We start from the raw sequence: 21189 nt of genomic DNA, 5'->3' as shown, positions 1-21189 counted from the left end.
CACAAGTGCCCCCCGCCTTCTCATACCCCCTGAACACGGAGGCCCGCGGTGCACGAACTGCCGCAAAACCTGGCCAACGGACTGATGCTCGGCCTGATGTACGGCCTGATCGCCATCGGGTACACGATGGTCTACGGCATCGTCCAACTCATCAACTTCGCCCACGGCGAGATCTTCATGATCGGCGGCTTCGGCGCACTCACCGCCTTCGCGGCCCTGCCGCACGGCACTTCGCTCTGGCTGGCACTGCCGGTCATGATCCTGGGCGGCGTGATCGCCTCCGTGCTCACCGCCACCGCGGCCGAGCGCTTCGCCTACCGGCCGCTGCGCGGCGCGCCCCGGCTGGCCCCGCTGATCACCGCGATCGGCCTGTCCATCGCGCTGCAGCAGGTGGTCTGGGCGTTCTACCCAGGAGCCAAGAAGGCCATCTCCTTCCCGCAGTTCGAGGGCGACACCGTCAGCCTCGGCCTGTTCCACCTCCAGCGCAACGACCTGTTCCTGCTGGCCGCCGCGCCGCTGTGCATGCTGATCCTGGCCTCGTTCGTGCGCTTCACCCGCACCGGCCGGGCCATGCAGGCCACCGCGCAGGACCCGGACACCGCGAAGCTGATGGGCATCAACACCGACCGGATCATCGTGATCGCCTTCGCGCTGGGGGCGGCCTTCGCCGCCGTCGCGGCCGTGGCGCACGGCCTGCGGTACGGCCAGGTCGACTTCATGATGGGCTTCCTGGCCGGCCTGAAGGCCTTCACCGCCGCCGTCCTGGGCGGCATCGGCAACATCTACGGTGCGATGCTCGGCGGGCTGGTCCTCGGCGTCGCCGAATCGCTGGCCACCGCGTACATCCAGAACGTCCCCGGCATGCATCAGCTCGGCGGCGGCGCCTGGGCCAACGTGTGGGCGTTCGTCCTGCTGATCGTCGTGCTGCTGGTGAGGCCGCAGGGCCTGCTCGGCGAGCGCGTCGCGGATCGGGCGTGAACAGATGACGACAACTTCCCACGAGACCACGCCCGTTCTGCCGCTGCCCCGCGCCGCTGCACTCGCCGCGACGGTGGCCGGCGGGGTGGTGGCCGCCGCGTCCGCGGCAATGTCCTGGACCTGGACCGCCCAGTTCCCCGGCGACCTCACCTACTACGGCTCCCCGGCCGGCCTGCAGTGGCTGGCGCTGGCCGGCGGCCTGCTGACCGTGCTGCTGGCGCTCGCCGCGGGCGGCGTGACGGGCCTGCGCTGGCTGAGCCCGTCCGGCAGCCACAACGGCGTGCTGTTCGCCGCCCTCGGCACCCTCGCGGTGTGCTGGTACTCGGTGATCGCGATCGCCGTCCAGCTCGACGGCCTGGTCAACCTCGACCCGGGCGGCTGGGTCGCCGCGGTCGGCTCGCTGCTCGCCGTGGTCGGCGCGCTCGGCCTGCCGCTGGACCGCCGCCGCACCGTCAAGCAGCCCGCCGTGGCCTGGTGGTGGTACCTGGTGGCCGGTGTCGCCCTGGTGCTGCGCCTCGGCTTCGGCCAGGGCTGGGCGCTGAACGCCGTCCCGACCGGGATCCGGCCGATCTTCACCGAGAACCTGTGGTTCTTCGTCGCGCTGCCGGCCGCGATCCTCGGCTACCGGCTCTGGCAGCTGCTGGACGCCTGGCTGCGGATCGGCCGGATCGAGCGCCCGCTGCTCGCCGCCCGCGCGCTGCCGTCCTGGGCGGAGATCCTGGTGATCACCGCGGTGTTCGCGCTCGGCCTGGGCGTGGTCGAGTTCGGCATCTCCACCGAGTACGGCGAGCTGTTCATCGGCTTCCTGCTGCTCGCGGTGTTCGCCACCGCCGCGCTGCTGGCCTGCGGAGCGGTCGGCCGGCTGAGCGAACTGACCACCCGCCACCGCGCGGTGACCACCGGCGCGGCGTTCGCCGCCGCGGGCGCGTTCCCGTTCACCCAGAGCAGCGAGACGTACGTGCTGATCGGGGCCAACATCCTGATCTTCGCCACCGTGGCGCTCGGCCTGAACGTGGTGGTCGGCCTGGCCGGTCTGCTGGACCTCGGCTACGTCGCCTTCCTCGGCGTCGGCGCGTACGCGGCCGCGCTGGTCTCCGGCTCGCCGTACTCGGTGTTCCGCGGCCTGCACCTGCCGTTCCCGGTCGCGGTGCTGATCGGCGCGCTGGCCGCGCTGGTGTTCGGCGTGGTGATCGGCGCCCCGACGCTGCGGCTGCGCGGCGACTACCTGGCGATCGTCACGCTCGGCTTCGGTGAGATCTTCCGGATCGCCATGAACAACCTGGACGGCCGCTCCGGCCCGAGCCTGACCAACGGCCCGAACGGCGTCGCGGCGATCCCCGACGTCAACCTGTTCGGGTTCGACTTCGGCCAGCCGCACGACTTCGGTTTCGTGCAGCTCGGCAAGTTCGGCAACTACCTGCTGCTGATGCTGGTGGTCACCGCGATCGTCGTGGTGGTGTTCGGCCGGGTCGCCAACTCCCGGATCGGCCGCGCCTGGGTGGCGATCCGCGAGGACGAGACGGCGGCCGAGGCGATGGGCATCAACGGCTTCCGGGTCAAGCTGATCGCCTTCGCGCTGGGCGCCACCCTGGCCGGCCTGGCCGGCGCGGTGCAGGCCCACGTGGCGGGCGCGGTCTCCCCCGACCAGTACCAGTTCGCCGGGCCGGTCCCGCCGAACTCGGCGTTCCTGCTGGCCGCGGTGATCCTCGGCGGCATGGGCACCATCAGCGGCCCGCTGGTCGGTGCGGCGCTGCTGTTCCTGATCCCGGCCAAGCTCCAGTTCCTGCAGTCCTACCAGCTGCTGGCGTTCGGCATCGCGCTGATCCTGCTGATGCGCTTCCGCCCCGAGGGCCTGATCGCCAACCGCCGACAGAAGCTGGAGTTCCACGAGGCCGAGCTGCCCGCGCAGGGCGGCCCGACCGACGACGCACTCTCGAAGGCAGGGGCGTGAGCACCATGACCACCGACACCGCGTCCGCCGGGCCCGCGCCGCTCGCCGAACCCGTGCTGACCGCCACGAACGTGGTGATGCGCTTCGGCGGCCTGACCGCCGTCAACCAGGTGAACCTGACGGTCCGCCAGGGCGAGATCGTCGGCCTGATCGGCCCGAACGGCGCCGGCAAGACCACCTTCTTCAACTGCCTGACCGGGCTGTACGTCCCGACCTCGGGCGTCGTCATGTACAAGGGCCAGGTGCTGCCGCCCAAGCCGCACCTGGTCACCCAGGCCGGCATCGCCCGGACCTTCCAGAACATCCGACTGTTCTCCAACATGACGGTGCTGGAGAACGTCCTGGTGGGACGGCACACCCGCACCAAGGAGGGCCTGTTCTCGGCGATCCTGCGCGGCCCCGGCTACCGGCGGGCCGAGGCCGAGAGCCGCGAGCGGGCGATGGAGCTGCTGGAGTTCTGCGGCCTGGCCGCGAAGTCCGAGCACCTGGCCCGCAACCTGCCCTACGGCGAGCAGCGCAAGCTGGAGATCGCCCGGGCGCTGGCCTCCGAGCCCGGCCTGCTGCTGCTGGACGAGCCGACCGCCGGCATGAACCCGCAGGAGACCCGGGCCGCCGAGGAGCTGGTGTTCGCGATCCGGGACCTCGGGATCGCGGTGCTGGTGATCGAGCACGACATGAAGTTCATCTTCAACCTGTGCGACCGCACCGCGGTGCTGGTGCAGGGCGAGAAGATCGTCGAGGGCGACCGGGAGACCGTCCAGAACGACGAGCGGGTCGTCACCGCCTACCTGGGCGCCCCGCTCGAAGGAAACACCACCGCAACGGAGGCCGACCAGTGACCGCTCTGCTGGAGGTCGAGGACCTCCGCGTCGCCTACGGCAAGATCGAGGCCGTCAAGGGCATCAGCTTCACCGTCGAACAGGGCGAGGTCACCACCCTGATCGGCACCAACGGCGCGGGCAAGACCACCACCCTGCGCACGCTCTCCGGGCTGCTCCGGCCGACCACAGGAAAGATCCTGTTCCAGGGCGAGCCGATCGACACGGTGCCCGCGCACCGGATCGTCGCCCTGGGCCTGGCCCACTCCCCCGAGGGCCGGCACATCTTCCCGCGGATGACCATCGAGGAGAACCTGCTGCTGGGCGCGTTCCTGCGACGCGACCAGGCAGGCATCGCGCAGGACGTGGAGCGGGCCTGCACGCTGTTCCCGATCCTCGCCGAACGGCGCAAGCAGGCCGCGGGCACGCTGTCCGGCGGCGAGCAGCAGATGCTGGCGATGGGCCGGGCGCTGATGTCCCGTCCGAAGCTGCTGATGCTGGACGAGCCGTCGATGGGCCTGTCGCCGCTGATGATGCAGAAGATCATGGCCACCATCGTGGAACTGCGCGCCTCGGGCACCACCATCCTGCTGGTGGAGCAGAACGCGCAGGCCGCGCTCTCGCTCTCGGACCGCGCGTACGTGATGACCACCGGCGAGATCACCCTCTCCGGCACGGGCGCGGAACTGCTGCGCGACGACACGGTGCGCCGCTCGTACCTGGGCGAGGACTGACCCGCCGCCGGCACAGTGCCCGCCGTCGGAATCCCCGACGGCGGGCACGGTGCGTTGTCCGGGCCTGGTCCAAGCCTTGTGGTCCGGGCCTTGCGGTCCAAGCCTTGCGGTCCGGACCTTGCGGTCCGGGCCTTGTGGTCGGGCCGGCTCAGCCCTCGGCGGCCTCGGCCTTCTTGCGGTCCTGGGCGGCGCCCTCCTCGATCACGGCCTCGGCGACGGCGGCCATGGTCATCCGGCGGTCCATCGAGGTCTTCTGGATCCAGCGGAACGCGGCGGGCTCGTTCAGCCCGAACTTGGTCTGCAGCACGCTCTTCGCCCGGTCGACCAGCTTGCGGGTCTCCAGGCGCTGCGCGAGGTCCGCGATCTCCTGCTCCAGGGTGCGCATCTCGGTGTAGCGGGAGACCGCCATCTCGATCGCCGGCACCAGGTCGCTCTTGCTGAACGGCTTGACGATGTACGCCATCGCGCCGGCGTCGCGCGCCCGGTCGACCAGTTCGCGCTGCGAGAAGGCGGTGAGCATCAGCACCGGGGCGAGGTGCTGCTCGTGGATCCGCTCGGCGGCGGACAGGCCGTCCAGCACCGGCATCTTGACGTCCAGGATGGCCAGGTCGGGCTTGAGCTCCTCGACCAGCCGGAGCGCCGTCGCACCGTCACCGGCCTCACCGACGACGGTGTAGCCCTCCTCCTCCAGCATCTCCTTGAGATCGAGGCGGATCAGTGCCTCGTCCTCGGCGATGACGATTCGGGTGATCTGGGGCGAGTCGGTGTCAAGCGGCTGGGCCTGCTCGTCGGCGGTGCTCACGGGGCTCCTCGGTCCGGCGGGGTGCTGCATGCACGAGCCTACCGAGACACGGTATGTTTGGTTCACCACGGTGGGGGGTTTGACCTTCGAACCGCTGGGCCCCGATAGCCCAATCGGCAGAGGCAACGGTCTCAAACACCGTCCGGTGTGGGTTCGAATCCCACTCGGGGCACTTTTCCTTCGATTCCAAGGTCACCGACCTTGGGGTGCGCGCCGCCGCGGTGATCATCACCACGGCGGCGTCGCTGTCTCCGGAACGTCCGTCTCGCCCAGTGGGACGACGGCCTGCTCGCTGCCGGGGTGCCGAGCATCAGGGAGACACCGTCGCCCGGGCAGGCGCGGTCCGGGCCGTGACCAATCCGCGCCCGTACGGTGAAATCCCCTCCGCCGCAGGGCAGTTGGCCTGATCAGGAGGCCAGGTGCAGCCCGGTGGGCAGACCGGCCCGGTGGGCGAGGGCGGCGGCCTCGCCGCGGGAGGCGACACCGAGTTTGGCCAGGATGTTGGCGACGTGGAACTTCACGGTGGACTCGCTGATGTGCAGCGCGGCGGCGATGTCCCGGTTGCGGCGGCCCCGGGCGAGTTGGTCGAGGACTTCCAGTTCGCGCGGCTGAAGGCCGTCCAGCGGGTCGCGGGCGGCGGGTTCGGGCAGGGCGAGCGGCAGGTCCACGGTGACGGTGGCGCCCCAGCCGGGGACGGCCTCGACGGTGTTGCGGCCGCCCAGCGCGGCGATCCGCTCCGCGGTGCGGTGCGCGCCCAGCGCGTCGGCCGCCAGCACGCCGAGGCCGTCGCCGCGTACCACCGCGCGCAGCACGGTGCCGTGCCCCGCGAGGCCGTCGGCGAACTGCCAACTGACGTGCATCCGGCCGGGCTTGTCCTGGTCGAGCATCAGCAGCACGGCGACCCGGACGGCGTCCCGGGCGGTGTACGCCAGATCGGCGGGGACGGAGCGGGCGGCGTCGGCCGGGGGTGCGACATCCAGGCGGACCTTGGTGTGGCGCAGCAGCGGGCGCAGTTCGCGGGCCAGCCGGGCGAACGCGGCGTCGGCGGGTTCCTCGCTGAGGGTGCGGTCCAGGTCGGCGGAGCGGCGCAGGTCGAGCAGGGCGGTGACGGCGAGTTCGGTGGCGGCCCGGCGGGCGGCGGCGTCGTCCAGGTCGGCGGAGCGCAGCGGGGCGAGGATGGCGGTGAGTGCGGCGCTGTGGGCGCCGGTGGACTTGGCGATGGCCCAGGCGCGGGCGTTGGCGGAGACCCGGGAGACGGCGGCCTGGGTGGGGGCGGAGTCGGTGGCGCGGTGGTCGGAGTGGGCGACCATCAGGTCCCACAGGTGTTGCAGGATCTCCAGGACGTCCGTGGTGAGCGGCCGCCCGTCCGACCGGACCAGCACCAGGACGGCGCCCTTTCCGCCGCCGGGCGTGGTGGTGACGACCACCAACGGCCGTTCTTCCCCGGCGAGTTGGGCTTTCCCCTGCCAGGGGCGGCCGGGCCCGGCCTCGGCCATGGCGCGCTCGCCGAGCCGGGAGATCACCAGGCTGCCGAACGCGTCGGCGAACTCGGCCGGTCCGACGGTGTTCGCCGGCGAGTACGCGCAGACGCCGCTGAGTTGGGCGGCCGCCAGGTGCGGGACCAGGGGTTCGAGCACCTCGGACAGCCGGGGCAGCAGTCCGGGGCGGGGTTCGCGCAGCACCTCGACGACGCGGGCCAGGGCGTCCTGCGGGCGGGCCCAGGGGGCGGTCTCGTCCATACCCGCCAGCCTAGTTGGGGCGCCGCCGGCCCGCCCTGGCTTTCCGGCCAGGTCGAACTGTCCGAAAGGCTGGCCGATCGGCGGGTGCCGCAGGCCCAGGATGGAACTCGCCGGAGCAATCAACTCCCCTCGATTCCAAGGACATTGCCATGACCAAGGCCATTGCTTTCACGCACTACGGCGACCCGGACGTGCTGCGCCCGACCGACCTCGACCTGCCCGCGCCGGGCCCGCGCCAGGTGCGGATCGCGGTCCGCGCGGTGGGCGTCAACCCGCTGGACCACAAGCTGCGCAGCGGCGCGCTGGACGGCTTCTTCCCGATCACCTTCCCGTGGGTGCCCGGCCACGAGGTGGCGGGCGTGGTGGAGGCCGTCGGCGCGGAGGTGACCGAATTCGCCGTCGGGGACGCGGTGTTCGGTGCGGTGAACGGTGGCGGCTACGCCGAACACGCCCTGGCGGACGTCGAGTTGCTGGCCCGCAAGCCGGCCTCGCTGGACTGGGCGGAGGCGGCGGCGCTGCCGGTGGCCGCGGAGACCGCCGAGCGGATCCTCGGTGTGCTCGGCGTGCGGCCGGGCGAGACGCTGCTGGTGCACGGCGCGGCCGGCGGGGTCGGCACGCTGCTGCTGCAGTTCGCCCGGGCCCGTGGGATCACCGTGGTGGGCACCGCGAGCGAGGCCAACCACGGCTACCTGCGGGAGCTGGGCGCGATCCCGGTGACGTACGGCGAGGGGCTGGCCGAGCGGGTGCGGGCGGCCGCCCCCGGCGGGGTGGACCGGGCGGTGGACGCGTCCGGGAAGGCCGACGAGGTGGCGGTGTCGGTCGAACTGACCGGCAGCGCGGACCGGGTGGTGACCATCACCTCGCCGATGGCCGGCGAGCAGCACGGCGTCCGTTTCACCGGCGGCGCGGAGGTCGAGCCGTACCACCCGCGGGCGTTCGCGGCCGCGCTGGCCCTGCACGAGGCGGGCACCCTGGTGCTGCCGCTGCACCGCGTGCTGCCGCTGGCCGAGGCCGCGCTGGCGCACCGGATCAGCGAGCAGGGCCACCTGCGCGGCAAGATCGTCCTGACGGTGTGACGCCTGGTACGGAAGGGGCCGCCGGGGGCGGCCCCTTCCGCGGTTCAGCGGCCCCTTCCGCGGTTCAGTTGTCCAGCTCGCCGACGTGGTGCACCCGCACCAGGTTGGTGGAGCCGGCCAGGCCGGGCGGGGAGCCGGCGGTGATCACCACGATGTCGCCGCGCTTGCACCGCCCCAGGCCGATCAGCTGGGCGTCGACCTGGGCGACCATCTCGTCGGTGGTGGTGACGAACGGGCCGAGGAAGGTCTCCACGCCCCAGGTGAGCGCCAACTGGCTGCGCACGGCGGGCTCGTAGGTGAACGCCAGGACCGGGATCGGCGAGCGGTAGCGGGTCAGCCGGCGGGCGGTGTCGCCGCTCTGGGTGAACGCGATCAGGTACTTGGCGTCCAGGAAGTCGCCGATCTCGGCGGCGGCCCGGGCGACCGCGCCGCCCTGGGTGCGGGGCTTGTTCTTCCCGGTGAGCGGCGGCAGCCCGGCGCCCAGGATCTCGGACTCGACGGCCTCGACGATCCGGGCCATGGTCCTGACCGTCTCCACCGGGTACTTGCCGACCGAGGTCTCCCCGGACAGCATCACCGCGTCGGTGCCGTCGAGCACCGCGTTGGCGACGTCGGACGCCTCGGCGCGGGTCGGCCGGGAGGCGTTGATCATCGAGTCCAGCATCTGGGTGGCGACGATCACCGGCTTGGCGTTGCGCTTGGCCAGCGTGATCGCCCGCTTCTGGACGATCGGCACCTGCTCCATCGGGAGTTCGACGCCCAGGTCGCCGCGGGCGACCATCAGGCCGTCGAAGGCGTCCACGACGGACTCCAGGTTCTCCACCGCCTGTGGCTTCTCGATCTTGGCGATGACCGGGATCCGGCGGCCCTCCTCGGCCATCACCCGGTGCACCTCCTCGACGTCCTTCCCGCTGCGCACGAACGACAGCGCGATCAGGTCGGCGCCGGTCCGCAGCGCCCAGCGCAGGTCTTCGACGTCCTTGTCGGAGAGCGCGGGCACGGAGACGGCGACTCCGGGCAGGTTGAGGCCCTTGTGGTCGGAGACCAGGCCCCCTTCGATGACGATGCAGTGCACCCGGGGGCCCTCGACGTGGGTGACCTCCAGGCTGACCCGGCCGTCGTCGACCAGGATCCGCTCGCCGCGCGACACGTCGGCGGCCAGGCCCTGGTAGGTGGTGCCGCAGATCTCCCGGTCGCCCGGGACGTCCTCGGTGGTGATGGTGAACTCGTCGCCGCGTTCCAGCAGGACGGGGCCGTCGGTGAAGGTGCTCAGCCGGATCTTCGGGCCCTGCAGGTCGGCGAGCACCCCGACGCTGCGGCCCGACTCGTCCGAGGCCTTGCGGACCCCGTGGTAACGATCCTCGTGCTCCGCGTGGGAGCCGTGGCTGAGATTCAGTCGGGCGATGTCCATTCCGGCGTCGACCAGGGCCTTGATCTGGTCGTACGAGTCCGTGGCCGGCCCGAGAGTACAAACAATTTTTGCTCGGCGCATACCTCAGCAGCCTAGGTATTACCCGGCCGTAACAGCACGCTTCCGGCCAGTCGTCCCATGGCAGTTGGCGAAAGATTTGATGAACGGACCGGCACAGTCGGGTCGGTGGTGTGCGGGGTGAGAACGACCGGTTCCGGTTGACGCACTGGCGTGCGGATCGGGGGTCGGCGTCACGGGTGAGTTGCCCAGATCTCACCTGTTGGAAAGCTCGCGGGGCTGGTACCGGACGCGAGAAGAGGGCAGACTGCCACACGCGTTTTTCTACGCGCGTCGCGGAAGGTGGCGGGGTGTCAGCCGCCCTGTCGCCATGCCCGCCTGACGGCCCGTACCGCCCGACTTGGAGTCTTGATGTCCCTGAACCGCCGTGACTTCGTCACCCGCTCCGCCGCCACCGCGGCCGGGGCCGCCCTGGCCGGCGGCCTGACCGCCGCCGTGGCCACCCCCGCCGCCGCGGCGGACCAGAACCAGGACGAGTTCCGCGGCCGGGGCCCCGTCCCGTTCAAGGCGAGCTTCACCGTGATGGGCACCACCGACCTGCACGGCCACGTCTTCAACTGGGAGTACTTCACCGACTCCGAGTTCGACGACAAGGCCCACAACGACGTCGGCCTGGCCAAGATATCCACCCTGGTCGAGCAGGTCCGCGCCGAGAAGGGCCGCGGCCACACCCTGCTGATCGACGCCGGTGACACCATCCAGGGCACCCAGCTGTCCTACTACTACGCCCGGGTCGAGCCGATCACCGGCAAGCGCGCCCCGCGCCACCCGATGGCCGCCGCGATGAACGCCATCGGCTACGACGCCGCCGCGCTCGGCAACCACGAGTTCAACTACGGCATTCCGCTGCTGCGCGCCTACCAGGAGCAGCTGAACTTCCCGCTGCTCGGCGCCAACGCGCTGAACGCCAAGGACGAGAAGCCGGCCTTCCCGCCGTACGTGATCCGCGAGCTGCACCTCGGCCACGGCCGGCCCATCCGGGTCGGCATCCTCGGCCTGACCAACCCGGGCATCGCCATCTGGGACAAGGCCAACGTCCAGGGCAAGCTGACCTTCCCGGGCATCCCCGAGGTCGCCGCCAAGTGGGTGCCGAAGCTGCGCGCCGCCGGCGCCGACGTGGTCGTGGTCTCCGCGCACACCGGTGTCGACGACCCGTCCTCCTGGGGCGACCAGCTGCCCTACGCGGAGAACGCGGGCGCCGCGATGGCCGCCACCGTGCCGGGCATCGACGCGGTGCTGGTGGGCCACGCCCACAAGGAGATCGCCCAGCGGATCGTGGTCAACACCCAGACCGGCAAGAACGTCGTGCTGTCCGAGCCGCTGTGCTGGGGCGAGCGCCTGACCTGCTTCGACTTCGAGGTCGAGTTCGCCCGCGGCCAGTGGACCGTCACCGGCGTCACCTCGCGGCTGCTGAACTCCAACGCCGTCGCCGAGGACCCGAAGATCGTCAAGCTGGTGGACGCCCAGCACAAGAAGGTCGTCGCCTACGTCAACCAGGTCATCGGCACCTGCAAGGAGAGCCTCTCCATCGCCGAGTCCCGGTTCAAGGACACCCCGATCATCGACCTGATCGGCCGCGTCCAGGCCGACGCGGTGCGCACCGCGCTGGCCGGCGGCCAGTACGCGAGCCTGCCGGTGATCGCCCAGGCCGCGCCGTTCAACCGCACCGCGGTGATCCCGGCCGGCCAGGTCAAGCTGCGCGACGCGGCCGGCCTGTACATCTACGAGAACACGCTTGAGGCGCGGATCCTGACGGGCGCCCAGATCAAGGACTACCTGGAGTACTCCGCCAAGTACTACGCCCAGGTCGCCCCGGGCGCGCCGATCAACCTGGACACCCTGACCAACCAGGCCAACAACACCCCCGACTACAACTACGACTCGCTCTACGGCGTCAGCTACGACATCGACATCGCGCAGCCCGTCGGCAGCCGCATCGTCAACCTGTCGTACCAGGGCAAGCCGGTCGACCCGGCCGCGCAGTTCGTCCTCGCCGTCAACAACTACCGTGCCAACGGCGGCGGCAACTTCCCGCACATCGCCAAGGCTCAGCAGCTGTGGGCGAACTCCGACGAGATCCGCAACACCATGATCGCCTGGGTGAAGGCCAAGGGCGTCATCGACCCGGCCGACTTCTACGGCCAGTCCGGCTGGCGCCTGGTCCGCGCCGGCGTGCCGGTCTTCTAGGACCAACGCCGTTCAGTCAAGACCGACCGGCAGTAGGTGGCGGACCGGGTCATTGTGAGGGGTGGCAGCAGAACGGGCACAGGCCCCCACGTGATCACGGAGTTCTCTACGCTCTGTGATCGCGAAGGACGACTGTGCCCGCGCTGCCATCATGTCTGCTTGAACCCGCCTGGGACCAGTTCAGGGCCCTGCTGCCCGATCGGGCCGAGTTCGACCCCGGCCATCCGCTCGGCTGCCATCGGCGGCGCATACCGGACCGCGTCGTGTTCGACCACGTCGTCCAGGCGCTGGTCCAGGCTCCGGGCACGAGCGAATCTCCTCGCCCGGATGCTCGGACCTCACGATCCGACGCCGCATCAAACTACGGGCGCAGATGGGCACTTCGCTGGACTACCGCCACGAGGCCCTGCGTTGCACGGGCGAGCCCATCCTGAACTGATCAACCGGACACTCTACAGCTCCGGTTGGGTGGGAGTGAAACGAAACCGTCCCCTGCCGTGGAGCGGCGAGGGGGCGGGTACCTTCACGGATGACCAGTTGTCCGGGAAGGTGGTGGAAGCGTGGCAAACGACACTGACAGCCGCACGCCCAAGGGGTTGATCTTGGACTTCGTGGGGGTACTGACCGCGGGAGTGCTGGAAGCGCACCAGGCGTGGTGTTTGTCGCAGGGGCTCGCTGCGACGGCGTGGACGAACACGTTGGAGGACGACCCGGAGGGCCGCAGGCTGTACGTCGAGTTGGAGGCCGGCCGGATCACGCAGGACGAGTGGAACCGGCGGACGGCTCCGCTGATGGGAGTTGCGAACCATCACAACCTGATGGGCCGGGCCTGGGCTGCCGCGCGGGCGGCGGAGGACATGGTGCGCTTGGCACAGGCGGCGCGCTCGGCCGGCCTGACGGTGGCTCTGCTCTCGAACAGCTTCGGCCTCAACCCGTACAACCCCTACGAGGCTCTGGGAGTCTGGGACTTGTTCGACGTCCGGGTGATCTCCGAACTCGAGGGTGTGGCGAAACCCGATCCGGTGATCTACCGACGGACGCTCGACCGGATGGGGCTCCCTGGTGAGGCGTGCGTATTCGTGGACGACAATCCCGTGAACCTGCCTCCCGCCGAGGCGCTTGGCATCACCACCGTCCTCGCCGACGGGCAGGCCGCCACGGTCCAGCGTGTTGCCGGCCTGCTCGGAGTACTCCCCGCCGCCGCGTAGCGATCACCGTTCCGCCACACTTGCCGGACTCGAAGGTGGAGGCGGAACGGCTACCTGACGCACCTTCACGCGCGTACCGTCACCTGTGAGGTCACCCACAGGATCGGAGCCAGGGTATGGGGAGTTGGGATGACTACACCACTGGACAGCGCGTCAAACTCCTGCGCGGTACGGACCTGACCCAAGAAGGGCTGGCCGAAGCCGCGGGGGTGTCGGTCGGGGTGGTCCGCAAGATCGAGCAGGGCGGAAACGTCAGCCTGCCCACGCTGATGCGGATCTCCGAGGCGCTGCACACGGACGTTTCGGTGCTGGTCGGCCAGCAGGCACCCCGGCGGGCGATGGCCGCCGCCGACCGCGCCGCGCTGCGGGGCCTGCAACTGGCCGTCCACGACACCGCCGCCGGACTCGGCGTCAGCGAGGAACCGCCCGAGCCGACCCGTCACGCCGCCGCCCTGGAACGAGCGTGGAAGCTGTACCAGCTCGGCGACTACACCGGCGCGGCCATGGAGGTAGCACCCCTGATCCGGCAAGCCGCCGCGATGGTGGCCGCCGCTCCCTTTGACGGCGTATGCACGGCGCACGGGGTGCTGTCGGACAGTTACCGGCTCGCCGCGTACTGCGCGAACCTCATGGGCGCGCGGGACCTGGCCTACGCGGCAGTCGGCCATGCCCAGGCCCACGCCGAAGCCGCCGCCGACCCTCTACGGGTGGCGCTGGTCGCCTCTGGTCGCTCATGGGTGTACCTGCGCGACGCCCGGCTCGACCTCGCCCAGCAGGTCGCCGAGCAGGCCGCGAACGCCATCGAACCCCGCTACTCCGACAGCGATCCGCAGCGGCTGGCCCTGTACGGCTGCCACGTCGTCTTCGCCTCCGTGGTCGCCTCCCGCCGCGGGGACGCCGACCGGGCCGGGGACCTGCTCAGCCACGCCCACGCCGTTGGCGCGCGGATGGGGCGCGACATCACCACCAACGGTGTCAGCTTCGGTCCGGTGTACGCGGCGGCTCAGGCTGTCGGGATCAACGTCGCACTCGGGCAGGCCGGCAAAGCCCTCGCGCTGGGCAACAGCGTGCCCGACTGGTCGGCGCTCCAGCAGGCCACACAAAACCGCCTCGCCCTCGACCTGACGATGGCCCAGTGCGACGCGCGGATGTGGGACACCGCGTTCGAGACGCTAATGAGGGTGTGCACCGAGCGCCCGGAGTGGGCGCGGCACCAAGCGCTGACGGTGGTCCTCGGACGGCGGATCGGCAAGGCGAACAAGGGCGCGCTGAAGAAGCTCGGCGGCGTGCTCGGCGCTGACCTTCTCGCGGGCTGAACCCTGGCCACTACCACTCCCCGTGGTACCCACCGCCGTTGGCGGCGCGGGCTACCACGGGGCGTGGTGCTGCTGGCCGGTAGGACTTCCGGAAGTGCTACACCCCGTGGATTTACCAACCGTGATCGTTTGATGACCCTGGATGCATGCTGACTGAGCCTCCGACCGGCAGCCGCGTCCCGGTCACCCTGTACGTCTGCACCGCTGCCGATCTCGCCACGGACCTCGCCACGGACCTCGTCACCGACCGCCTTCGCGACTACGCGCACGCCCGCGACTGGACCGTGATCGAGACCGTGCGGGACCTGGACCAGCACCAGCCGCTCGACCAGCGGCACGGCTGGACGCATGTACTCCACCTGCTCCAGTCCGGTGCCGCTCGCGGCATCGTCACCCCCACCCCGCCGATGGTCGCCCCCGAGCCCGCCGCGTTCGAGGCCGTACGCCGTCACGTCACCAAGATGGGCGGCTTCCTCGCCGCCATCCACACCACCACTCCGGGCCACGGCAACGGCCACCTGCGCCGCACCGCCGGTGACCTCACTCGCCGCCGCAACCTCGCCGACGCCGCCGCCGGATTCGCCACCTTCCCGCCCACCCTCGACGGCGCTCCCCACACCGCCTGACCCACACGCCGAAGCACCCACACCACGCCAGCCGGGAGTACCCCCATGCCCGCCACCGTCCCCGCGCAGTACACCCGCCCCCCGACGCCGGAAGGAACCGCACCGGGGGCCGTCGTGACGGCGGCAGTCCAGCAGCCCGCGCGCACCGTCCACCCGGCGACCGCCCACTTTCCGTACGAGCCGCAGTCCGCTGCCGCCGCGCGCCGCCTGGTCCGCAACAAGCTCCGAGAGTGGGGCATGGACGACCTGGTGGACGACGCGGAGCTGATCGTCAGCGAGCTGGTCGGCAACGCGATCAAGACCGGGTGCACGCGGCACATGACGGTCGCGGTGCGGATGGTGACCGACACCCGGGTGCGGATCAGCGTCCGCGACTCCTCCCGCGCCTGGCCCATCCTGATCGACGCCGGAACCGACGCCGAGGGAGGCCGCGGCCTCGCGCTGGTGAACAAGCTCAGCCGCAAGTGGAGCGTTGACGAAGCCCCGTTCGGAAAGATCGTGCGATCCGAGATCGGAGCACGATGAGCCACCAGCAGCCACCGGCCGCAGGGAAGCGTCAGGGATGGCACCGCGACCCCATCGGCACTACCTTCACCGTGCTATGGGCGGCCGGACACGTCGCCGCCCCGGTCGTGATGGGCGTCGCCGTCCACGCCCAGCAGGAACTCCAAGCTCAGGCCGCGCCGATCCCGCGCAGTCTCCCCGATCACGATCCGTCCGCGTGACCCCGAAGACTCTGCCCGGCCGCGCCGACGCCTCCCCCGGCACCAGCGACCCGGCGGATCCCCCGGTGCCGGCCGTCCGTGGATGGCGTCCGCACGACGGCCGGCACCACAAGCAGCACCAGCTCAGACCCCTCGAACCACCAACCGCGAGCACGGAGGACAGCATGGGCTACCGCATCAGCAAGACATTCGGCCCATTCAGCGCGGGCCACCACCTCGAAGGTCTCGCCGACGGCCACAAGTGCGCCCGGCCGCACGGCCACAACTACATGATCTCGGTCACCGTGATCGCCGACGACCTCACCGAGCCGGGCTTCGTCACCGACTTCGGCGACCTCAAGCCGTTCGGCGAGCGTGTCAAGCAGCAGATGGACCACAGGGACCTGAACGAGGTCTTCGGGTTCCAGCCGACCAGCGAGATGATCGCCCGACACCTGGCGGACTGGTTCATCACCGACTTCGAACCCCGCATCCCCGGCCGCCTGGTGTCGGTCCGGGTCTCGGAGACGCCCTCGACCTGGGCCGAGTACACCCCGGACCGTGAGGCCGCGGCATGACAGCAATGACCCTGACCAGCCGCGAGGACCTTGTGCTGTGCGAGGTGTTCGGCCCGACGTTCCAGGGCGAGGGCCCGTCGGTCGGCCAGCGCGCCGCGTTCGTCCGCCTCGGTGACTGCAATCTGGCCTGCAACTCCTGCGACACGAAGTACTCGTGGGACTGGAAGACCTACTCCCGCGCCGAGCAGACCCGACTGGTGCCTGTGGCGGAGGTCGTCCGCATCGTGCTGGAGTACTCCACGCAGCTGGCTGTCATCACTGGCGGTGAGCCGCTGATGCAGCAGGCGAATCTGGCACCGATGGCTGCCGCGCTCGTCGCCGCCGGTTGCCGGGTGGAGATCGAGACGAACGGCACCATCGCACCGCTGCCCGAACTCGACCGGCACGTCAGCCTCTACGTGGTGTCCCCAAAGCTCGCCCACATGGGCATGAGCACCGAGCGGAGGATCAGGCCCGAGGTTCTGCGGGCCTTCCAGGCCAACGGCCGGGCGGTCTTCAAGTTCGTACTCAACGGCCCTGCGGATGTGCCCGAACTCGCCGCCTTGCAGGAAGCGCACGGCCTTGACCCGGTGTGGGTCATGCCACAGGCCACCACGCAGGACAGCGTGATCGCCGGGATGCGCGCCCTTGCCGAACCCGCGCTCCAGTACGGCTGGCACCTGACGTCCCGCCAGCACATCATCCTGTGGGGAGACACCCGTGGACGGTGAACCGCTCACATCGGCCGCACACCGACTGCGCCCGCACCAAGGTGCGCTGTTCACGGTCGAGGGCCTCTGGGGTGCGGGGAAGAGCACCACCGCGCGCCGCGTCGCCGAACTGACCGAAGCCCAGGGCCTGTCCACCACCGTCGTGCACTACGGGCCGCTGCCCGCAGTCCTTGAGGAGCTGTCGCGCCACCTCACCAAGGAGCCGCTACGGCGCCGCTCGGGACTCGGGGGCTTCGAGCAGCCTCACCACGCCACCGTGGACGTGTTCCTCCGGCTCTGCCGCGAGGCACACCACCACACCCACACCTACCGGCAGGCCCTGGAACGGCACGACGTGGTGATCATCGACCACGGTGTCTACTCCAAACTCGCGTACTGCCTGGCGATCCTCGCCGAGCAGCACCCCGGCCGGCCACTCGGCACCCTCCTCGCCGAGCTTCACGCGACGGTCGAGCCGTGGTTCCTCACACCCGACCAGGCGTTCTACCTGGACGTGCCATGGCCGACCGCCCGCGAGCGGGCGATCAGCCGCGGCTACGGCAGCGGGGACGCCGACTCGGTGGAGCGCCTGCTGTTCCTGCCACGCTACGACCACGCGCACCGCCACGTCGCCCGCGCCTTCCCCGAGACGGTCACCCGCATCGTCCCCCGCGGCCTCGACGTCAACGGCGTGGCCCACCTCATCGAGCAGAAGATCCTCACCACCCTGGCCGCGCCGCCCCGGAGGAGCCTGTGACCCGCGAAATCCTGCTGTTCGGCGGAGGGATGGACTCCTTCCCCGCCTGGCACTACCTCGGCCGCCCTCCGGCCATCTACTTCGACCTGCGGCACCGCTACCAAGTCCAGGAGCTGGCCGCCGTGAGCGCCCTGCGGGACACGGCCGGCATGCAGGTGGAGATCAGCACTGAGCTGGATCTGTCCGCGTGGGAAGCCCCCGACGCGATCATCCCGATGCGCAATGTCCACCTGGCCATGCTCGCGGCCAACCGTGCCGACAGGATCTGGTGCGTCGGCGTGAAGGGCGACGCCACGGCCGACAAGAGCCCCGCCGCGTTCGCCGACATCTCCGCCGTCATCTCCCGCTACACCGGCCGCAGCGTGCAACTCGCCAGCCCCTTCTGGGACATGACGAAAAGCGAGATCGTGCGCTGGTACCTCGCCCAGGGCCTGCCCGTGTCGGACCTGCTGCTGACCTTCTCCTGCTCGCGCTCCGACGACAAGCCCCTGCACTGCGGGCAGTGCTCCAGTTGCCTGCGGCGGTGGATCTCGCTGGCGAACAACGGAATCGACGCGCCGTTCGAGAACCCGCCGTGGCAGTGGGAGAGCGTGTACTCCTACTACCTCACCGCGATGCAGGACGGCACCTACCCTCCCCACCGCGCCGAGGAGTTCTTCGCCGCGCTCGCCACCGTCGGCCTGGACTTCCCCGACCTGCCGCTCCACCCGACCGCGAGGAGGACTTCGTGAGGGTGTACATCGCCGCACCGCTGTTCAATGACGCCGAAAAGGCGTTCAACCTGGCCGTGGACGCCGCGCTGAGTCGACTCGGCCTGTCCACCTACCTTCCTCAGCGCGACGGCGGAGAGGCCGCCCCGCTGGTGCGCCAGGGCCTGGACGAGCACCAGGTGCGGCACCGCCTGTTCACTTCAGACTGCACCGCGGTCAAGGACTGCGAGCTGTTCGTCTTCGTCCTCGACGGCCGCGTGCCCGACGAGGGCGCCTGCGTCGAGCTGGGCATGGCTCACGCCCTCGGCAAGACCTGCTTCGGACTCCAGACCGATATCCGGCGCTTCGGCGGCACCGACTCCAACAACCTGATGATCGACTACGCGCTGAGCGGCGGCATCGCCCACTCCATCGACGACCTCACCAGCATCATCGGCACCCACCTCAAGGCCCTCAACGGCGAAGGGATTCCGGCATGAAGCTCGGCATCAACCTGTGCATCGCGGTCAAGCGCTACTTGGAGCCCGAGCAGTGGGCCCGCCTGGTGCGTGAAGACCTCGGCCTGGACACCGTCCAGTTCACCTTCGACCTCCTCGACCCCTGGTGGCCCGCCGCCCAGCGCGACGCGCTGATCAGGCGGACCGTCCGCACCACGGACGCCTACGGCATCACCATCCACAGCGCCTACTCGGGCTTGGCCCACTACGTCCCGGCCAGCCTGCTCGACCCTGATCCCGAGGGGCGCACGATCGCCGCCGAGTGGTGGAAGCGCGCCAGCGATGTCGCCGCCGCGCTCGGCGCGCGGTCGGTCGGCGGCCCGCTGGGCACTATGAGCGTGGCCGACGCCTCCACCGAAGACGGCCGCCGGCGGCGTTGGGACGACCTTCTCGCAGGCATGGAGAAGGCGACCGGGCACGTCCGCGCGGCCGGCCTGGCCGAGTTCCTGATCGAGCCGACCCCCATTGCCCGGGAGATCCCCTCCAGCATCGAGCAGACCCGCCGCCTGCTGGACGACCTTTCCTCCCGCGCCGAAGTCCCGGTTGGGATCGTCCTGGACACCGGGCACACCATCTACGAGCCCCTGTACGGCCCGGACGCCACGGTAGGGGAGTGGATCGGTGCCCTCGGCAGCGCGATCCGCCTGGTGCACCTGGACAACTCCGACGGCCAGGGCGACCCGCACTGGGGCTGGCCGCACGAGCAGGGCCGTATCGACGTCGACGACCTCGCCGTGGACCTGCGCGCGGCCGGCCTGGACGACGTGCCGCTGATGCTCGAGGTCTACCCCCGCTTCGAGGACGACGACCAGCAGGTGCGCCGACTGATCACTGGGACGGTCGAGCACTGCCGCAAGGCACTCGCATGACCGCCCGCACCGAGCTGACGTCCGTTCTGCCGAAGAACCGTCCGCTGCTCGACGTGTCCCTGTGGTCGGCTGACCTCGGGGCGCTCACCAGCGAGGTCAAGCGCGTGGAGCCGTACGCCGACTTGTTCCACCTCGATGTCGCCGACGGACACTTCGTTCCGGACCTGCTGTTCTTCCCCAGCCTCGTTGCCGCCCTGCGCCCGCGCACCAGCGTGCCGCTCCACGCCCACCTGATGGTCCGTGACCCCGCCTGGATCGCGGCGGCGTTCGCCGAGGCAGGAGCGGACCTGATCACGGTCCACGCCGAGAGCGGAGACCGCGCCACCACTGCCCTGCGCGCCATCCGCGGCCTTGGTAAGGCGGCCGGCCTCGCCCTCACCCTGGACAGCCCGGTGCATGCCGTCCTGCCCCACCTGGACGCCATCGACGTGATCGTGATGATCGGCACGCCGATCGGCACCAAGGGTACCGAGGCATCAACTGAGGCAGCCGACCGCATCACACAGTTGCGCAGGTTGATCGACAAGGAAGCACCCGGCCGCGAGTTCGTGGTCCTCGCCGACGGCGGGATTCGCCGACACACGGTCGCACCGCTCCTCGAGGCCGGAGCCGACGGTGTGGTTCCCGGTTCGATCCTGTTCGGCGCCGCAGAGCCTGCCGTCACGGTGCACTGGATACACGGCCACACCCGCCGTGGCGTCAGGACCGGAGGCGACTCGTGACGCTCAAGGTCGTCAGCTTCGACCTGTGGGGGACGCTGATCTCCTACGGCGACCGCCACGCTGAATCCGCCTGGCGGCTGCGGGAGTTCAAGGCCGTCATCGCCAAGTTCGGACGCCAGGTGCCGGATCAGGTGGTCGAGGACGCAGTGCTCGGGGTCCGCCGCGATTCCCTGGACCGGCAACGAGCGACCGGCCGGCAGGCTGCGGCCCGCGAGCAGGTCACGCAGATGCTGGCCCGCATCGGCGTGACCAGCGAGGTGCTGACCGACGTGCTCACCGTGGCGCACACCCACGCCGTCCTGCGGGCGGACCCCGAGCTGCTTGCGCACGCCCGGGACGCGTTGGACGCCGCCCGCGCTGCGGGCTACCACGTCGTGCTGACCTCGAACACCCTGGCAACCCCGGCCTCGGTGACCCGCGCCCTCCTCGACTACCTCGACGTGCACGACGCCTTCGACGCGATGTTCTTCTCCAGCGACATCGGCGTGGCCAAGCCCCACCCCGCCGTCTTCGCCACTGTCGAACGCCATACCGGATGCCGTCCTCAGCAGATCGTCCATATCGGCAACGAGTGGCACAGCGACGCCAAGGGAGCGATCGACGCGGGCTGGCATGCCGTCTGGTTCAACCCCACCGGTAAGCCCGCGCGTCCCGGCGCCCTGTCGATCGGCGACCTGTCGCACACCGCTGCCGCGCTCGCCACCATCGCCTCCACCTGCCTCTGCGAGGTCTGACCACC

The 21189-nt window shown here is 70.5% G+C and carries 22 protein-coding genes, 1 tRNA gene and 1 pseudogene; 21 read left to right on the top strand and 3 right to left on the bottom strand.

The genetic code is table 11. The annotated features are described in order from the left end of the window. Positions 1-48: 48 nt before the first annotated feature. Genes ACZ6R9_RS30530 through ACZ6R9_RS30515 form a run of 4 tightly spaced genes read left to right on the top strand, consistent with a single transcriptional unit; the run spans position 49 to position 4481 of the window. Positions 49-978: a branched-chain amino acid ABC transporter permease gene (locus tag ACZ6R9_RS30530; RefSeq protein ID WP_380486563.1), complete on the top strand. Its 930-nt coding sequence runs from the start codon at positions 49-51 to the stop codon at positions 976-978. Between the two features lie 4 nt (positions 979-982). After that, positions 983-2929: a branched-chain amino acid ABC transporter permease gene (locus ACZ6R9_RS30525; RefSeq protein WP_465541771.1), complete on the top strand. Its 1947-nt coding sequence runs from the start codon at positions 983-985 to the stop codon at positions 2927-2929. After that, positions 2926-3768: an ABC transporter ATP-binding protein gene (locus ACZ6R9_RS30520; RefSeq protein WP_465541769.1), complete on the top strand. Its 843-nt coding sequence runs from the start codon at positions 2926-2928 to the stop codon at positions 3766-3768. The genes ACZ6R9_RS30525 and ACZ6R9_RS30520 overlap by 4 nt, the downstream gene beginning before the upstream one ends. After that, positions 3765-4481: an ABC transporter ATP-binding protein gene (locus tag ACZ6R9_RS30515; RefSeq protein WP_465541767.1), complete on the top strand. Its 717-nt coding sequence runs from the start codon at positions 3765-3767 to the stop codon at positions 4479-4481. Before ACZ6R9_RS30520 ends, ACZ6R9_RS30515 begins: the two co-directional genes overlap by 4 nt. A 148-nt stretch (positions 4482-4629) precedes the next feature. On the opposite strand, the gene ACZ6R9_RS30510 is transcribed toward ACZ6R9_RS30515, so the two are convergent. Then, positions 4630-5283 carry an ANTAR domain-containing response regulator gene (locus ACZ6R9_RS30510; RefSeq protein ID WP_380486556.1) on the bottom strand — a complete coding sequence of 218 codons (654 nt, stop codon included), beginning with the start codon at positions 5281-5283 and terminating at the stop codon, positions 4630-4632. Between the two features lie 98 nt (positions 5284-5381). Here ACZ6R9_RS30510 and ACZ6R9_RS30505 point away from each other — a divergent pair. Beyond that, positions 5382-5455, top strand: a tRNA-Leu gene (locus tag ACZ6R9_RS30505). 235 nt (positions 5456-5690) lie between these two features. On the opposite strand, the gene ACZ6R9_RS30500 is transcribed toward ACZ6R9_RS30505, so the two are convergent. Continuing rightward, a complete protein-coding gene (locus ACZ6R9_RS30500) occupies positions 5691-7022 on the bottom strand; it encodes a helix-turn-helix transcriptional regulator (protein WP_465541764.1) in 1332 nt (443 codons plus the stop codon). Between the two features lie 149 nt (positions 7023-7171). Between ACZ6R9_RS30500 and ACZ6R9_RS30495 the strand changes: the two genes are divergently transcribed. Next, positions 7172-8098 (top strand): NADP-dependent oxidoreductase, encoded by a 927-nt coding sequence (locus tag ACZ6R9_RS30495; RefSeq protein ID WP_465541762.1) that lies wholly within the window; start codon positions 7172-7174, stop codon positions 8096-8098. Positions 8099-8162: 64 nt separating this feature from the next. Here the strand turns inward: ACZ6R9_RS30495 and pyk are convergent, their stop codons facing one another. Beyond that, entirely contained in the window at positions 8163-9590 is a 1428-nt protein-coding gene (gene pyk / locus ACZ6R9_RS30490; RefSeq protein ID WP_465541760.1) for a pyruvate kinase, read from the bottom strand. Positions 9591-9938: 348 nt separating this feature from the next. On the opposite strand from pyk, the gene ACZ6R9_RS30485 reads away from it, so the two are divergent. The 15 genes and pseudogenes from ACZ6R9_RS30485 to ACZ6R9_RS30415 all read left to right on the top strand — a co-directional run bounded on the left by ACZ6R9_RS30485 (position 9939) and on the right by ACZ6R9_RS30415 (position 21184). Continuing rightward, positions 9939-11774 carry a bifunctional metallophosphatase/5'-nucleotidase gene (locus ACZ6R9_RS30485; protein WP_380486549.1) on the top strand — a complete coding sequence of 612 codons (1836 nt, stop codon included), beginning with the start codon at positions 9939-9941 and terminating at the stop codon, positions 11772-11774. A 134-nt stretch (positions 11775-11908) separates the two neighbouring features. Next, positions 11909-12153 (top strand): annotated as a pseudogene (locus tag ACZ6R9_RS30480) (IS5/IS1182 family transposase); the annotation flags it as partial. A 181-nt stretch (positions 12154-12334) separates the two neighbouring features. Next, positions 12335-12982, top strand: coding sequence for an HAD family hydrolase (locus ACZ6R9_RS30475; RefSeq protein ID WP_465541758.1), 648 nt, complete (start codon positions 12335-12337; stop codon positions 12980-12982). Between the two features lie 116 nt (positions 12983-13098). Next, a complete protein-coding gene (locus ACZ6R9_RS30470; RefSeq protein ID WP_465541756.1) occupies positions 13099-14298 on the top strand; it encodes a helix-turn-helix domain-containing protein in 1200 nt (399 codons plus the stop codon). A 146-nt stretch (positions 14299-14444) separates the two neighbouring features. Then, positions 14445-14924 (top strand): hypothetical protein, encoded by a 480-nt coding sequence (locus ACZ6R9_RS30465; RefSeq protein WP_465541754.1) that lies wholly within the window; start codon positions 14445-14447, stop codon positions 14922-14924. Positions 14925-14969: 45 nt separating this feature from the next. Further along, complete coding sequence (locus tag ACZ6R9_RS30460; RefSeq protein WP_465541752.1) at positions 14970-15449, top strand: ATP-binding protein; 480 nt, start codon at positions 14970-14972, stop codon at positions 15447-15449. Further along, positions 15446-15649, top strand: coding sequence for a hypothetical protein (locus tag ACZ6R9_RS30455; RefSeq protein ID WP_465541750.1), 204 nt, complete (start codon positions 15446-15448; stop codon positions 15647-15649). The genes ACZ6R9_RS30460 and ACZ6R9_RS30455 overlap by 4 nt, the downstream gene beginning before the upstream one ends. Continuing rightward, complete coding sequence (locus ACZ6R9_RS30450; protein ID WP_465541748.1) at positions 15646-16206, top strand: 6-pyruvoyl trahydropterin synthase family protein; 561 nt, start codon at positions 15646-15648, stop codon at positions 16204-16206. The genes ACZ6R9_RS30455 and ACZ6R9_RS30450 overlap by 4 nt, the downstream gene beginning before the upstream one ends. After that, positions 16203-16916 carry a 7-carboxy-7-deazaguanine synthase QueE gene (locus ACZ6R9_RS30445; protein ID WP_465541746.1) on the top strand — a complete coding sequence of 238 codons (714 nt, stop codon included), beginning with the start codon at positions 16203-16205 and terminating at the stop codon, positions 16914-16916. The genes ACZ6R9_RS30450 and ACZ6R9_RS30445 overlap by 4 nt, the downstream gene beginning before the upstream one ends. Continuing rightward, positions 16906-17652, top strand: coding sequence for a dTMP kinase (locus ACZ6R9_RS30440; RefSeq protein WP_465541744.1), 747 nt, complete (start codon positions 16906-16908; stop codon positions 17650-17652). The genes ACZ6R9_RS30445 and ACZ6R9_RS30440 overlap by 11 nt, the downstream gene beginning before the upstream one ends. After that, positions 17649-18383, top strand: coding sequence for a 7-cyano-7-deazaguanine synthase (locus ACZ6R9_RS30435; RefSeq protein ID WP_465541742.1), 735 nt, complete (start codon positions 17649-17651; stop codon positions 18381-18383). Before ACZ6R9_RS30440 ends, ACZ6R9_RS30435 begins: the two co-directional genes overlap by 4 nt. Next, positions 18380-18841 carry a nucleoside 2-deoxyribosyltransferase gene (locus ACZ6R9_RS30430; protein ID WP_465541740.1) on the top strand — a complete coding sequence of 154 codons (462 nt, stop codon included), beginning with the start codon at positions 18380-18382 and terminating at the stop codon, positions 18839-18841. The genes ACZ6R9_RS30435 and ACZ6R9_RS30430 overlap by 4 nt, the downstream gene beginning before the upstream one ends. After that, entirely contained in the window at positions 18838-19728 is an 891-nt protein-coding gene (locus ACZ6R9_RS30425; RefSeq protein WP_465541738.1) for a sugar phosphate isomerase/epimerase family protein, read from the top strand. Before ACZ6R9_RS30430 ends, ACZ6R9_RS30425 begins: the two co-directional genes overlap by 4 nt. Continuing rightward, positions 19725-20450, top strand: a complete 726-nt coding sequence (locus ACZ6R9_RS30420) for a ribulose-phosphate 3-epimerase (protein ID WP_465541736.1) — start codon at positions 19725-19727, stop codon at positions 20448-20450. The genes ACZ6R9_RS30425 and ACZ6R9_RS30420 overlap by 4 nt, the downstream gene beginning before the upstream one ends. Then, a complete protein-coding gene (locus ACZ6R9_RS30415) occupies positions 20447-21184 on the top strand; it encodes an HAD family hydrolase (RefSeq protein ID WP_465541734.1) in 738 nt (245 codons plus the stop codon). Before ACZ6R9_RS30420 ends, ACZ6R9_RS30415 begins: the two co-directional genes overlap by 4 nt. Positions 21185-21189: the final 5 nt, after the last annotated feature.

It is taken from the genome of Kitasatospora sp. NPDC048662 (assembly GCF_055587065.1).
Note: the sequence above shows the minus strand (reverse complement) of the source record. Positions and strands in the feature narration are given on the sequence as shown.

Coding starts and splice junctions, on each gene's coding strand:
- ACZ6R9_RS30525 (WP_465541771.1), top strand. CDS start 983: ATGACGACAACTTCCCACGAGACCACGCCCGTTCTGCCGCTGCCCCGC.
- ACZ6R9_RS30500 (WP_465541764.1), bottom strand. CDS start 7,022: ATGGACGAGACCGCCCCCTGGGCCCGCCCGCAGGACGCCCTGGCCCGC.
- ACZ6R9_RS30495 (WP_465541762.1), top strand. CDS start 7,172: ATGACCAAGGCCATTGCTTTCACGCACTACGGCGACCCGGACGTGCTG.
- pyk (WP_465541760.1), bottom strand. CDS start 9,590: ATGCGCCGAGCAAAAATTGTTTGTACTCTCGGGCCGGCCACGGACTCG.
- ACZ6R9_RS30485 (WP_380486549.1), top strand. CDS start 9,939: ATGTCCCTGAACCGCCGTGACTTCGTCACCCGCTCCGCCGCCACCGCG.
- ACZ6R9_RS30470 (WP_465541756.1), top strand. CDS start 13,099: ATGGGGAGTTGGGATGACTACACCACTGGACAGCGCGTCAAACTCCTG.
- ACZ6R9_RS30465 (WP_465541754.1), top strand. CDS start 14,445: ATGCTGACTGAGCCTCCGACCGGCAGCCGCGTCCCGGTCACCCTGTAC.
- ACZ6R9_RS30460 (WP_465541752.1), top strand. CDS start 14,970: ATGCCCGCCACCGTCCCCGCGCAGTACACCCGCCCCCCGACGCCGGAA.
- ACZ6R9_RS30455 (WP_465541750.1), top strand. CDS start 15,446: ATGAGCCACCAGCAGCCACCGGCCGCAGGGAAGCGTCAGGGATGGCAC.
- ACZ6R9_RS30445 (WP_465541746.1), top strand. CDS start 16,203: ATGACAGCAATGACCCTGACCAGCCGCGAGGACCTTGTGCTGTGCGAG.
- ACZ6R9_RS30425 (WP_465541738.1), top strand. CDS start 18,838: ATGAAGCTCGGCATCAACCTGTGCATCGCGGTCAAGCGCTACTTGGAG.
- ACZ6R9_RS30420 (WP_465541736.1), top strand. CDS start 19,725: ATGACCGCCCGCACCGAGCTGACGTCCGTTCTGCCGAAGAACCGTCCG.